The sequence below is a fragment of the Pseudomonas orientalis genome (assembly GCF_002934065.1).
Lineage (GTDB): Bacteria > Pseudomonadota > Gammaproteobacteria > Pseudomonadales > Pseudomonadaceae > Aquipseudomonas > Aquipseudomonas orientalis_A.
Map to the genome: position 1 here is coordinate 30,872 of NZ_CP018049.1, position 11,779 is coordinate 42,650.

At 61.5% G+C, this 11,779-nt stretch carries 13 protein-coding genes; 9 read left to right on the plus strand and 4 right to left on the minus strand.

Annotation, left to right across the window (positions count from 1 at the left end):
- Positions 1 to 74: 74 nt before the first annotated feature.
- The 6 genes from BOP93_RS00140 (at position 75) to BOP93_RS00165 (ending at position 5,815) form a co-directional block, all read left to right on the plus strand.
- Positions 75 to 1,025, plus strand: coding sequence for a choline sulfate utilization transcriptional regulator (locus tag BOP93_RS00140; protein ID WP_104501143.1), 951 nt, complete (start codon positions 75 to 77; stop codon positions 1,023 to 1,025).
- A gap of 30 nt (positions 1,026 to 1,055) precedes the next feature.
- Entirely contained in the window at positions 1,056 to 1,382 is a 327-nt protein-coding gene (locus BOP93_RS00145) for a DOPA 4,5-dioxygenase family protein (RefSeq protein ID WP_104501144.1), read from the plus strand.
- Positions 1,383 to 1,546: 164 nt separating this feature from the next.
- Positions 1,547 to 2,506 (plus strand): 2-dehydro-3-deoxygalactonokinase, encoded by a 960-nt coding sequence (locus tag BOP93_RS00150; RefSeq protein WP_104501145.1) that lies wholly within the window; start codon positions 1,547 to 1,549, stop codon positions 2,504 to 2,506.
- Position 2,507: 1 nt separating this feature from the next.
- Entirely contained in the window at positions 2,508 to 3,128 is a 621-nt protein-coding gene (locus BOP93_RS00155; RefSeq protein WP_104501146.1) for a 2-dehydro-3-deoxy-6-phosphogalactonate aldolase, read from the plus strand.
- 48 nt (positions 3,129 to 3,176) lie between these two features.
- On the plus strand, positions 3,177 to 4,325 hold the full coding sequence (gene dgoD, locus BOP93_RS00160) for a galactonate dehydratase (RefSeq protein ID WP_003187297.1): 1,149 nt from the start codon (positions 3,177 to 3,179) through the stop codon (positions 4,323 to 4,325).
- 185 nt (positions 4,326 to 4,510) lie between these two features.
- Positions 4,511 to 5,815 carry an MFS transporter gene (locus tag BOP93_RS00165; RefSeq protein ID WP_104501147.1) on the plus strand — a complete coding sequence of 435 codons (1,305 nt, stop codon included), beginning with the start codon at positions 4,511 to 4,513 and terminating at the stop codon, positions 5,813 to 5,815.
- 35 nt (positions 5,816 to 5,850) lie between these two features.
- Here the strand turns inward: BOP93_RS00165 and BOP93_RS00170 are convergent, their stop codons facing one another.
- From BOP93_RS00170 to trpB, 3 genes are all read right to left on the minus strand, one after another.
- Positions 5,851 to 7,512: an FAD-dependent oxidoreductase gene (locus BOP93_RS00170; RefSeq protein ID WP_104501148.1), complete on the minus strand. Its 1,662-nt coding sequence runs from the start codon at positions 7,510 to 7,512 to the stop codon at positions 5,851 to 5,853.
- A gap of 170 nt (positions 7,513 to 7,682) precedes the next feature.
- Entirely contained in the window at positions 7,683 to 8,492 is an 810-nt protein-coding gene (trpA, locus tag BOP93_RS00175) for a tryptophan synthase subunit alpha (protein ID WP_104501149.1), read from the minus strand.
- Positions 8,492 to 9,718: a tryptophan synthase subunit beta gene (trpB, locus tag BOP93_RS00180; RefSeq protein WP_065886741.1), complete on the minus strand. Its 1,227-nt coding sequence runs from the start codon at positions 9,716 to 9,718 to the stop codon at positions 8,492 to 8,494. Before trpB ends, trpA begins: the two co-directional genes overlap by 1 nt.
- A gap of 110 nt (positions 9,719 to 9,828) precedes the next feature.
- Here trpB and BOP93_RS00185 point away from each other — a divergent pair, with 110 nt between their 5' ends.
- The gene (locus BOP93_RS00185) at positions 9,829 to 10,725 is read left to right on the plus strand and encodes a LysR family transcriptional regulator (RefSeq protein ID WP_104501150.1); all 897 of its coding nucleotides are present in this window, start codon (positions 9,829 to 9,831) and stop codon (positions 10,723 to 10,725) included.
- Here BOP93_RS00185 and BOP93_RS00190 read toward each other — a convergent pair.
- The gene (locus tag BOP93_RS00190; RefSeq protein WP_003170746.1) at positions 10,722 to 11,048 is read right to left on the minus strand and encodes a DUF883 family protein; all 327 of its coding nucleotides are present in this window, start codon (positions 11,046 to 11,048) and stop codon (positions 10,722 to 10,724) included. The genes BOP93_RS00185 and BOP93_RS00190 overlap by 4 nt on opposite strands.
- Positions 11,049 to 11,205: 157 nt before the next feature.
- Between BOP93_RS00190 and BOP93_RS00195 the strand changes: the two genes are divergently transcribed.
- Together BOP93_RS00195 and BOP93_RS00200 are read left to right on the plus strand one after the other, a co-directional pair.
- Positions 11,206 to 11,421, plus strand: a complete 216-nt coding sequence (locus BOP93_RS00195; RefSeq protein WP_065886743.1) for a dodecin — start codon at positions 11,206 to 11,208, stop codon at positions 11,419 to 11,421.
- 116 nt (positions 11,422 to 11,537) lie between these two features.
- Complete coding sequence (locus tag BOP93_RS00200; protein ID WP_104501151.1) at positions 11,538 to 11,762, plus strand: DUF1161 domain-containing protein; 225 nt, start codon at positions 11,538 to 11,540, stop codon at positions 11,760 to 11,762.
- Positions 11,763 to 11,779 lie beyond the last annotated feature (17 nt).

The following is an 11,779-nucleotide window of genomic DNA, read 5'->3' on the forward strand; positions in this document are numbered from 1 at the left end:
ATGCCAATGAGCATGCGGGCCGCTGAAAACGTGGTAAAGCCCATGAAAGACAATGTCTAGGATAAGCACAGCTTATGTATGAAGCGCTCGGTGACCTCCCCCTCGATCTGCTGCGCGCATTCGAAGCGGCTGCGCGGCAGCGCAGTTTTACCGCCGCCGCAATAGAGCTGGGCACCACCCAACCGGCGATCAGTCAACAGATCAAACGGCTTGAAGAGCAGTTGGCGATCCGCTTGTTCGACCGCATCTACCGTGGCATCGAATTGACCGACGCAGGCGCCCTGTTGTTCGAACACGTGCAAGCCGGCCTGCAAACCATCAACCTGGGCCTGAGCACCGTCACCCGGCAGGACCAGCACGAAGTGCTGCAAGTGGCCACCGACTTCGCCTTTGCCGCCTACTGGCTGATGCCGCGCCTGCATCGGTTCCACGAGGCCAACCCGCAGGTTGACGTGAGCCTGGTGACCAGCGAGCGCAACCACGCCAGCCTGCGCAGCGACATCGACGTGGCGGTGCTGTTTGGCGATGGCCGTTTCAAGCAAGGCGGCAGCCTCTGGTTGTTCAACGAGGAAGTGTTCCCGGTGTGCAGCCCGCAGTGGCTCAAGAACCAGGCCACAGCGCTGACGGTGCAGACCCTGCCGGACTACCCCCTGCTGCACTTGCGCCAGGAAAACAGCCGCCAATGGTTCGATTGGGCCGGTGTGTTTCGCGAGCTGGGTATCAGCGCCGCGCCCACCCCTGGCCAGTTGCGTTTCGACAATTACACGCTGCTGATTCAGGCGGCTATTGCCGGCCAGGGCGTCGCGATCGGCTGGCGCCACCTGGTGGACAACCTGCTGGAGCAGAACTGGCTGTGCAGGCCGATCAGCGACACGGTGGTCTCGCGCTTCGGCTATTACGTGGTGCAGCCACAGCGCAAGCGCCGCGGGCAGTTGGTCGAACGGTTTGTCGATTGGCTGGTGGCGGAGCAGGCCAGCAGTGCGCAGTCATTGACCGGACTGGCCCTGCCGTCGATTGCGGTCTAGGATCGGCGCACAGTGGATCCGGAGTCCGTCATGCAACGTATCAAGGGCTATCACGCCCATATCTACTTCGATGCCAGCACCCTCGACCAGGCGCGCACCTTGTGTGAAGACGCGGCGGCGCTGTTCCCGCTGCGCATGGGGCGTGTGCATGAGCGTGCGGTGGGCCCGCACCCGGACTGGAGCTGCCAGTTGGCATTCGAGCCGGAATACATTGGCGTGGTGCTGCCGTGGCTGGCGCTGCACCGCGATGGTCTGGTGGTGTTCCTGCACCCCGAGACGGGCGATGACCTGAAGGACCACACCGATTACGCGATCTGGATGGGTGCGATGCGCGAGCTGGACTTGACTGTTTTTTAACCTGTTTACATTGATGCAATGTTCATTTTCTCAAGGAAATGTAAGATTTTACGCATCATCCTCCCAATATATGGGATTGATATTTATATATTGAGATATTACAAAGCTTAGGTTTATATTCGCCCATCTGCTTTTTTCAGCACCCACTCATTTCAGGTGAAGCGATGCAGGCGCAATTGATCGCGCTCGATTGGGGAACCAGCTCCCTTCGTGCTTACAAACTAGGCCCCGCCGGCGTGGTGCTGGAACAACGCTCACTGGCGTCGGGCATCATGCATTTGCCCAGCGAGCCGCGTGACATTGCAGGCGTGCGCTGCAGCAATGGTTTCGAGCTGGCCTTCGACACCGCCTGTGGGGACTGGCTCGACGCCCAGCCCGACCTGCCGGTGATTGCCTGCGGCATGGTCGGCAGCGCACAGGGTTGGAGCGAAGCGGCTTATCGCAACACCCCGGTGGATGTGGCGAGCCTGGGCCAGGCGCTGCATAAGGTGCGTAGCGTGCGTGGGGTTGATGTGCATATCGTGCCGGGCGTGATCGAGCAGGGCGGCCTGCCCAATGTGATGCGCGGCGAAGAAACCCAGGTGCTCGGTGTGCTGCGAGGGCTTGCGAGCGACGTACTGATTGGCCTGCCGGGCAGCCATTCCAAATGGGTCGAGGTCGTCGAAGGCTGTATCACTCACTTCGACACCTTCATGACCGGTGAGCTGTTCGCCGTCTTGAGCCAGCACAGCATCCTGGGGCGTACCCAGCAATCATCGGAACATTTCCAGACCGAGGCGTTTGACCGCGGCGTGCATGTGGCGCTTTCGGCAGATGGCCGGCGCGGTGTGCTCTCGACGCTGTTCAGTGCCCGCACCCTTGGCCTGACTGCCCAACTGACGCCCGAGCAGCAGCCTGACTACCTGTCCGGCCTGTTGATCGGTCATGAACTGGCCGGTTTATCCGACAACGCAAAATCCAAGCCGATCGTCCTGGTCGGTGCCGCCCCCCTCTGCGCCCGCTATCAACGTGCCCTCGCGCTGTGCGGCTTCACCGACGTCAGCCTGGCGCAGGCCGCCAGCGAGCGCGGTTTGTGGCAACTGGCCGTGGCGGCCGGGCTCACTCAACCTGTAACGGAGGCCTGACATGCTTAAAACAGCACTCGCACAAAACGGTCTGATCGCGATCCTGCGCGGTGTGCGCCCGGACGAAGCCGAGGCCGTCGGCCAGGCGCTGTACCAGGCCGGTTTTCGCGTCATCGAAGTGCCGCTTAACTCGCCGGACCCCTACACCAGCATCCGCATCCTGCGCGACAGTCTGCCCGCCGATTGCCTGATTGGTGCCGGTACGGTGCTGACGCCCGAGCAGGTCGAGCAGGTCAAGGCCGCCGGCGGCCAGGTGATCGTGATGCCCCACAGCGATGCCAGGGTATTGCGGGCGGCGAAAGCGGCGGGCTTGTATCTGTCGCCGGGCGTCGCCACGCCGACCGAAGCCTTTGCCGCACTGGCCGAAGGCGCCGACGTATTGAAACTGTTTCCGGCCGAGCAAATGGCCCCGGCGGTGATCAAGGCGTGGCTTGCGGTATTGCCGGCGGGCACGTTGCTGCTGCCGGTGGGCGGTATCACGCCGGACAATATGCAAGTGTTCACCGACGCCGGTGCCAAAGGCTTCGGGCTGGGGTCCGGCTTGTTCAAGCCGGGTATGACCGTCGAGCAGGTTGCGAGCCGCGCCCAGGCTTATGTCGCGGCCTGGAAAGCTTTGAGCTGACTTCAAGTTCCGCGCCTGCTGGCGCTGCATCTATAAGAGAGACAACAGATGAAAATCACCAAACTGACGACCTTCATCGTCCCGCCGCGCTGGTGCTTCCTCAAGGTCGAAACCGACCAGGGCGTCACCGGCTGGGGTGAGCCCGTGGTTGAAGGTCGCGCCCACACCGTGGCCGCTGCCGTCGAAGAATTGTCCGACTACCTGATCGGTAAAGACCCACGCAATATCGAAGACATCTGGACCGTGCTCTACCGTGGCGGCTTCTACCGCGGTGGCGCTGTGCACATGAGCGCCCTGGCCGGTATCGACCAGGCGTTGTGGGACATCAAGGGCAAGGCCCTGGGCGTGTCCGTCAGCGACCTGCTGGGCGGTCAGGTGCGTGACAAGATCCGTGTGTATTCGTGGATTGGTGGCGACCGCCCGGCCGACACGGCCCGCGCGGCCAAAGAGGCTGTGGCCCGTGGTTTCACTGCGGTGAAAATGAACGGCACCGAAGAGCTGCAGTTCGTCGACAGCTTCGAAAAAGTCGACCTGGCCCTGGCCAACGTCGCTGCCGTGCGCGATGCGGTCGGCCCTAATGTCGGCATTGGCGTCGATTTTCATGGCCGCGTGCACAAGCCCATGGCCAAGGTGCTGATGAAGGAACTGGACCCGTACAAGCTGATGTTCATCGAAGAACCGGTGCTCAGCGAAAACTACGAAGCCCTCAAGGAACTGGCCCCCCTGACCAGCACCCCGATTGCCCTGGGCGAGCGCCTGTTCTCGCGCTGGGATTTCAAGCGCGTGCTCAGTGAAGGCTATGTCGACATCATTCAGCCGGATGCGTCCCACGCCGGCGGCATCACCGAAACCCGCAAGATCGCCAACATGGCCGAAGCCTACGACGTGGCCCTGGCCCTGCACTGCCCGCTGGGCCCGATTGCCCTGGCGGCCTGCCTGCAATTGGATGCGGTGTGCTACAACGCGTTTATCCAGGAACAGAGCCTGGGCATTCACTACAACGAGAGCAACGATCTGCTCGACTACGTGCGCGATCCAGGCGTGTTCGATTATGACCAGGGCTTCGTGAAGATCCCCAACGGCCCGGGCCTGGGCATCGAGATCAACGAGGAATACGTGGTCGAGCGCGCGGCCATCGGCCATCGCTGGCGCAACCCGATCTGGCGCCACGCCGACGGCAGTTTCGCCGAGTGGTGATGTTGACTGCCTGAAATGTGGTCAAAAATGTGGGAGGGGGCTTGCCCCCGATGGCGGTGGAACAGCCAGTACATCAGTGGATGACACACCGCAATCGGGGGCAAGCCCCCTCCCACATTTGATCCGGTTTCTTCAGTCAGCTCAGTTTTTCAGACCTCAATAAACATAAAAAGAGGCACCTCCCCATGCACCCTGAATCCCTCACCGGACAGGCTTCTTTAGTCACGCCCAGCCGAAAGCGCTTTTTCATCATGGTGCTGCTGTTCATCACCGTGGTGATCAACTACCTCGACCGCAGTAACCTGTCGATTGCCGCCCCGGCGCTGACCAGCGAGCTGGGCATCGACCCGGTCCATGTCGGACTGATTTTCTCGGCGTTCGGCTGGACCTACGCTGCGATGCAGATCCCTGGCGGCTGGCTGGTCGACCGTGTGCCCCCGCGCATTCTCTACACCGCCGCCCTGCTGTTGTGGTCCATCGCCACCGTCATGCTCGGCTTTGCCGCCAGCTTCATTGCGTTGTTTGTGCTGCGCATGGCGGTCGGCGCCCTGGAAGCACCGGCCTACCCGATCAACAGCCGAGTGGTGACCACCTGGTTTCCCGAGCGTGAGCGCGCCACGGCGATTGGCGTTTACACCTCCGGCCAGTTTGTCGGGCTGGCGTTTCTCACCCCCGTGCTCGCCTGGCTGCAGCATGCATTCGGCTGGCACATGGTGTTCGTCGCCACCGGTGGCGTCGGTATCTTATGGGCGCTGATCTGGTACGCGGTATACCGCGAGCCAAAGGATTTCAAAGGCGCCAACGCGGCGGAAATCCAGTTGATCCGTGAGGGCGGCGGCCTAGTGGATATGCAGGAAAAAGCCAACAAGGCACCGTTCAGTTGGGTCGACCTGGGCATTGTGCTGAGCAAGCGCAAGTTGTGGGGCATCTACCTGGGGCAGTTCTGCCTGAACTCCACCCTGTGGTTTTTCCTGACCTGGTTCCCGACCTACCTGGTGAAGTACCGCGGCATGGACTTCATCAAGTCCGGTCTGCTCGCCTCACTGCCGTTTCTGGCGGCGTTCGTCGGGGTGCTGTGCTCCGGGATTTTTTCCGACTGGCTGATTCGCCGGGGCGCGTCGGTAGGCTTTGCGCGCAAATTGCCGATCATCGGCGGGCTGCTGATTTCCACGGCGATCATCGGCGCCAACTACGTGGATTCCACCGCCTGGGTGATTGCGTTCCTGGCGGTAGCGTTCTTCGGCAATGGCCTGGCGTCGATCACCTGGTCGCTGGTGTCCACGCTTGCGCCTGCACGTTTGCTGGGGCTGACCGGTGGCGTGTTCAATTTCATCGGCAACCTGTCGGCCATTGCCACGCCGATCGTGATTGGTTTTCTCGCCAGCGGTGATTCGTTTGCCCCGGCCATCACCTATATCGCGGTGCTGGCGTTGCTGGGCGCGCTTTCCTACGTGTTGCTGGTGGGCAAGGTCGAGCGGATTGAGCTGTGAAACAAGGCGACCCTGGGGTCGCCTTCCTTACCTGTTCACGGCACGGACATCTCGTTACGGAACACGTTGTGCGGGTCCCAATGCCGCTTGGTGCGGCGCAGGCGGCTTTCGATCATGAGGTCGGGGACGAAAATCTTGTACCAGTACGGGTTTTTCGGCCTGGCCGGGTTGCCGTCCTCATGAGTCATGTCCAGGTCCGGATAGTTGATATAGCAGCCCTCGAACTGGTCATTGAGGGGCACACCCTGGTCATTGGCGAAGGCGTTGAAAAACAGTCCCTGAATCCATCGGGCGTGGGCCTGGTCCGCCGCCTCGCCGGCCTCCTGCCAATAGCACTGCGGTTGCCACTTCAGGTAGGACGAGCGCTGTGAGGCCGACGACTCCTTGCGAACCGCCGGTGTGGCCTCGTTGATGCGCCCGCCAAACGACTGGATTTGTATCAGGCTCTGGGTCAGGTATTGATCGGGGTCGTCCCAGTGCAGCGTGTCCCAGATCGCCTGGAGCACCTGAGGGGTGAATTCGCCCTTCTGGTAGGCCGACTTGTAGCGCCCGCGCAGATTGTCCCCTGAACCATTTAAGGTTTGCTGGCACACCAGCCAATCCAGGCGTCGCGTGGCCGCTAATGCGTCAGGCAATGCTTTGATGGCGCGTCCGCTGGCACCGCCGCTTGGCATATGCACGATGTAAAACGGCACCAGGCATTCCGTCGCGGGCAGGCCAATGGCAGCGAGCATTTTGGCGACGAAATCTTCAAAGGGCGCCTGATCTTCCAGCCCTCCAGCCCGATCAACGTAGTGAACGCCCAGGGTCACATTGCCGGTGTTTGGGTGGCGCATCTCCAGCTTGGTCGCCAACCCCCACGTGTCGGGATTGCTCTGGTTAACGGCGAACCAGTCTTGATAGGCGATAAGCAGATTGTCGAGCCTGGACTTCTCGGTCAGCAGCGACCAGTCCCATTCCAGCGCCAGCCAGAGCACCTCCTTCGGCGCCTCGGGCAATGCCTTGAAGTAATAGCTGGTGATGATGCCGAACTGACCGCCGCCTGCGCCGCAACACGCCGCGAAGAGGTCCAGCTCGTCAGGGTCTGTGCTGTCTCGCGAGACATGCACGGGTGTCAGTCCGCTGCCCTGTGCATTGGGCACCAACATGTCCACGCCGTGCAGCCAATCGCACACCAGGCCATGTTTGCGTGACAGCAACCCATAGCCGCCTCCGCAGATATGCCCGCCCAGGCCTACCGAATAGCACGAGCCGCCCGGCAGTGTTTTATTGGCCAGCTTGTACAACCTGACATAGGCGTCCCAATTCTGCGCACCGGCCTCCAGGCGAAAGCTGTAGCGTTCGGGCCGCGCGGGCACCAGCGCGGAAGCGAGTTGCCCGTCGGCAGCGTAGACCACTTGATTCAGCGGGCTGATATCCAGAATCGATAGCACCTCGTCGCTGTTGCCGGGCATCCTGTTGGAGACGAAACCTTCGTAGCAGTGACCACCGCTTCGAACCGTTATACGGCCGTGGGTGATCGCCAGCGCCTCGGCGGCGGCGTCGATGATGTCCTGGGGACTGTGGCACAGGTAGATACGATTCGCGCCATTGGGCGACGACTCACCCTGTACGTTGCCCAATGGCCAACGCAGGTTGAAGCCTTTCTGCAAGGTGGAATGACGGGGGTCTGAAGACGTGATGAGATCAAATGCCATGATGTACTCCTTAAGAGCCAAAGATGACTTCTGATGCAGCTAACTTAACGACCGGGAGGCAAGAACTGCGGGGGCTTGCAGAGGCAGTTAGACGACAAGAGGCATGAAGTGCTTGTGGGGTGACGGCATGTCACCCCACAAGCCTAGCGCAAGAATCCAGACGGGCGCGCTTACCGACGAGCGTTACGTACGCCTTCGGACAGCGCCGCGCAATGGCTCAATACGCCGTCGATGGCTTGCTGGTCGCTGGCGGCGTTGGCGATGTGATCGATCAGCGCAGAGCCCACCACCACACCGTCCGCCAGACGCGCAATGGCCGCCGCTTGCTCCGGAGTACGGATACCGAAGCCGATGCTGATCGGCAGATCGGTATGACGACGCAGGCGCTTCACGGCTTCTTCGACGTGCTCCAGGGTCGCCGCGCCGGCACCGGTCACGCCCGCTACCGACACGTAGTACACAAAGCCGGAGCTGCCGTTGAGCACTGTTGGCAGGCGTACGTCGTCAGTGGTCGGCGTGGTCAGGCGGATGAAGTCGATACCCGCCGCCTGGGCCGGATCGCACAGTTCACCGTTGTGTTCAGGCGGCATGTCCACCACGATCAGCCCGTCTACGTCCGCTTCCTTGGCGTCGGTAATGAATTGCGGCACACCGTACTTGTGGATCGGGTTGAAGTAGCCCATCAACACCAGGGGCGTGTCGTTGTTGTCTTTGCGGAACTCGCGAACCATCTGCAGGGTTTTCGCCAGGTTCTGCCTGGCCTCCAGCGCGCGGATGTTGGCCAATTGGATGGCCGGGCCATCGGCCATCGGGTCGGTGAAGGGCATGCCCAACTCGATCACGTCGGCTCCGGCAGCGGGCAGGCCTTTGAGGATGGCCAGCGAGGCGTCATAACCCGGGTCGCCGGCAGTGACGAAGGTCACCAGGGCGGCGCGGTTCTGCTCTTTGAGTTGCGCGAAGCGCGTCTGCAGGCGGCTCATCAATGTTTCTCCTGCTGGGACTGTTCCATATGGTGCATGACGGTCTGCATGTCTTTGTCGCCTCGGCCGGACAGGTTGATCACCATCAGGTGCTCCTTGGGCAGGGTCGGTGCGCGTTTGAATACTTCGGCCAGGGCGTGCGCGCTTTCCAGCGCCGGAATGATCCCTTCGAGGCGGCAGCATTTGTGGAAAGCATCGAGGGCTTCATCGTCGGTCACCGAGGTGTACTGGACACGGCCGATGTCGTGCAACCAGGCGTGCTCAGGGCCGATGCCGGGGTAATCCAGGCCTGCGGAAATCGAGTGCGCGTCGATGATCTGGCCGTCATCGTCCTGCAGCAGGAAGGTGCGGTTGCCGTGCAGTACGCCGGGCACCCCGCCATTGAGGCTGGCGGCGTGCTTGCCGGTTTCGATGCCATGACCGGCCGCTTCAACGCCGATGATCTCGACGCTGGTGTCATCCAGGAACGGGTGGAACAAGCCCATGGCATTGGAGCCGCCGCCGATGCACGCCACCAGGCTGTCTGGCAGGCGGCCTTCCTGGGCTTGCAATTGGTCGCGGGTTTCCTTGCCGATCACGGCCTGGAAATCACGCACCATGGCCGGGTACGGGTGCGGGCCGGCCACGGTGCCGATCAGATAGAAAGTGCTGTCGACATTGGTGACCCAGTCACGCAGGGCCTCGTTCATCGCGTCCTTCAGGGTGCCGGTGCCGGCGACCACCGGGATCACTTCTGCGCCCAGCAGCTTCATGCGAAACACGTTGGCCTGTTGGCGTTCGATGTCGGTGGTGCCCATGTAGATCACGCATTGCAGGCCAAAGCGCGCAGCGACGGTGGCAGTGGCCACACCGTGCATGCCGGCGCCGGTCTCGGCGATGATGCGTTTCTTGCCCATGCGCCGTGCCAGCAGGATCTGGCCGATGCAGTTGTTGATCTTGTGCGCGCCGGTGTGGTTCAGCTCTTCGCGCTTGAGGTAGATCTTGGCGCCGCCGCAGAACTCGGTCAGGCGTTCAGCGAAGTACAGCGGGCTTGGACGCCCGACGTAGTCGCGCTGGAAGTAGGCCAACTCCTCGTTGAATGCCGGATCGATCTTGGCCGCTTCGTATTCCCGGGCCAGCTCGAGGATCAACGGCATCAGGGTTTCAGCGACGTAGCGGCCGCCGAACGCGCCAAACAGGCCGTTGACGTCGGGGCCGTTGCGCAGGTCGGTCTGGGACTGAGTCATGGGACGCTCCAGGAAAGAAAGAGGGCGGAAAACAATGAGGACCACTCTACCCCTGCCGCTACGGACTGAAAACCGATAAGATCGCCGTAACCTGTCAGGAAAACTCACAGATGAGCCGAGACCTTCCGCCGCTCAATGCGCTGCGCGCATTTGAAGCCACCGCCCGCCTGAGCAGCGTCAGCCAGGCTGCAGAGCAATTGCACGTCACCCATGGCGCTGTCAGCCGCCAGTTGAAGGTGCTGGAAGAACACTTGGGTGTCAGCCTGTTCGTCAAGGACGGGCGTGGCCTTAAACTCACAGATTCCGGAGCGAGGTTGCGTGACGCCAGCGCCGAAGCGTTCGAGCGCCTGCGCGATGTGTGTGCCGAACTCACCCAGCACAGCGCCGACGCGCCGTTTGTATTGGGGTGTTCGGGCAGCTTGCTGGCACGCTGGTTGATACCGCGTCTGGGACGCTTGAATGCCGATTTGCCGGACTTGCGTCTGCATCTGTCGGCGGGTGACGGTGATCTCGATCCCCGCCGCCCCGGCCTCGATGCCTTGCTGGTATTCGCCGAGCCGCCTTGGCCGGCGGATATGCAGGTGTACGAGCTGGCCAGCGAGCGCATCGGCGCCGTCATGAGTCCACGCTTCGCCGGCTATGAGCGGCTGCGCCAGGCACCGGCCCAAGCCTTGCGTGGCGAACCTCTCTTACACACCACATCACGTCCACAAGCCTGGCCCAGTTGGGCGCAGCAACACGGGGTCGAGCCCGGCGCGCTGAAACTCGGCCAGGGTTTTGAACATTTGTATTATTTGCTGGAGGCGGCGGTGGCAGGACTGGGCGTGGCGATTGCGCCACAACCGCTGGTGGCGGAGGACCTGCGCGCGGGTCGGCTGGTGGCGCCGTGGGGCTTCAGTAAAACCCCGGCGCACCTGGCGTTGTGGCTACCCAAGCGCGCCGCAGATGGGCGCGCCGGGCAATTGGCGCAGTGGCTCAAGACTGAGCTGGCGCGCCAACCTGTTTAGTCGCCGCGTTTGCACAGCAGGTAGGCTGCCAGCAGACCCAGGGCACCGACGGCAACGCCGGCGGTGGTCCATGGGTGCTCTTGTGCGTAATCGCGAGTGGCAACGCCGGTTTCGCGGATTTTGACTTTGCTTTCTTCGTAGGCGTCGCTGATCAGGTGGCGCGAGTGCTTGAGGGCATTCTCGGCATTGCTTTTCAGGGCCTTCAGCGTTTTGCGCGACTCATCGGATGCGTCGTCCTTGAGGCTCTCGAGGGATTTGAGCAGGCTCGAAATCTCGGCTTCCATGCTTTCCAGCGACGCTTTGCGTAAAGAAGTGTTGGCCATTTGGACATCTCCTGAAGTGATTGAGTGGCGTGTGTAGATACCGACTGCGGCCGTTTCAGAAAGTGCATTAAATCTGAACTTTCGTGGCCGAGCGGTCGCCTCAAGCAGTACGAATATTCACTGCTAGTCTTGATTGACGACCTACAGGAGAAACACCATGAGCGAACATCACACCTACAAGAAAGTCGAATTGGTGGGCTCATCCACCACCACCATCGAAGATGCGATCCAGAATGCCCTGGCCGAAGCCAGCAAAAGCCTCAAGCATCTGGAATGGTTTGAAGTGACTGAAACCCGTGGTCATATCGAGGATGGCAAGGTCGCGCACTATCAGGTCACCCTGAAGGTGGGATTCCGAATTGCCAGTAGTTGATCGGGCACGCGGAACTTTGACCGCTGGCCGATTGCCATAACCTGCGCTACACCCAATGCATGCCGACGCCCTGAGCGTCGGCATGCTCTTTTCGACCAGCGCAAGGAAAGTATCGGATGAAGAAGTTTCTGTTGGCGGTAGGTTTGTTGAGCATTGCAGGCACGGCCCTGGCGGCGGGCAAGCCTTGTGAAGAGCTCAAAGACGAACTCGCGGCAAAGCTCGATGCCAAGGGCGTTCAGCACTATTCGCTGGATGTTGTGGATAAAGGCGCAGCCGCCGATGGCCAAGTGATTGGCAGTTGCGAAGGCGACACCAAGGAAATCGTCTACAAGCGCGGTTAATCCCGTGTTGCAGACAT

What these genes read in the sequence shown, in the direction of transcription:
- BOP93_RS00155 (WP_104501146.1), top strand. Translation starts at nt 2,508, where the DNA reads ATGCTTAAAACAGCACTCGCACAAAACGGTCTGATCGCGATCCTGCGC.
- BOP93_RS00185 (WP_104501150.1), top strand. Translation starts at nt 9,829, where the DNA reads ATGAGCCGAGACCTTCCGCCGCTCAATGCGCTGCGCGCATTTGAAGCC.
- BOP93_RS00195 (WP_065886743.1), top strand. Translation starts at nt 11,206, where the DNA reads ATGAGCGAACATCACACCTACAAGAAAGTCGAATTGGTGGGCTCATCC.
- BOP93_RS00170 (WP_104501148.1), bottom strand. Translation starts at nt 7,512, where the DNA reads ATGGCATTTGATCTCATCACGTCTTCAGACCCCCGTCATTCCACCTTG.
- BOP93_RS00190 (WP_003170746.1), bottom strand. Translation starts at nt 11,048, where the DNA reads ATGGCCAACACTTCTTTACGCAAAGCGTCGCTGGAAAGCATGGAAGCC.
- BOP93_RS00140 (WP_104501143.1), top strand. Translation starts at nt 75, where the DNA reads ATGTATGAAGCGCTCGGTGACCTCCCCCTCGATCTGCTGCGCGCATTC.
- trpA (WP_104501149.1), bottom strand. Translation starts at nt 8,492, where the DNA reads ATGAGCCGCCTGCAGACGCGCTTCGCGCAACTCAAAGAGCAGAACCGC.
- BOP93_RS00145 (WP_104501144.1), top strand. Translation starts at nt 1,056, where the DNA reads ATGCAACGTATCAAGGGCTATCACGCCCATATCTACTTCGATGCCAGC.
- BOP93_RS00165 (WP_104501147.1), top strand. Translation starts at nt 4,511, where the DNA reads ATGCACCCTGAATCCCTCACCGGACAGGCTTCTTTAGTCACGCCCAGC.
- dgoD (WP_003187297.1), top strand. Translation starts at nt 3,177, where the DNA reads ATGAAAATCACCAAACTGACGACCTTCATCGTCCCGCCGCGCTGGTGC.
- BOP93_RS00150 (WP_104501145.1), top strand. Translation starts at nt 1,547, where the DNA reads ATGCAGGCGCAATTGATCGCGCTCGATTGGGGAACCAGCTCCCTTCGT.
- trpB (WP_065886741.1), bottom strand. Translation starts at nt 9,718, where the DNA reads ATGACTCAGTCCCAGACCGACCTGCGCAACGGCCCCGACGTCAACGGC.
- BOP93_RS00200 (WP_104501151.1), top strand. Translation starts at nt 11,538, where the DNA reads ATGAAGAAGTTTCTGTTGGCGGTAGGTTTGTTGAGCATTGCAGGCACG.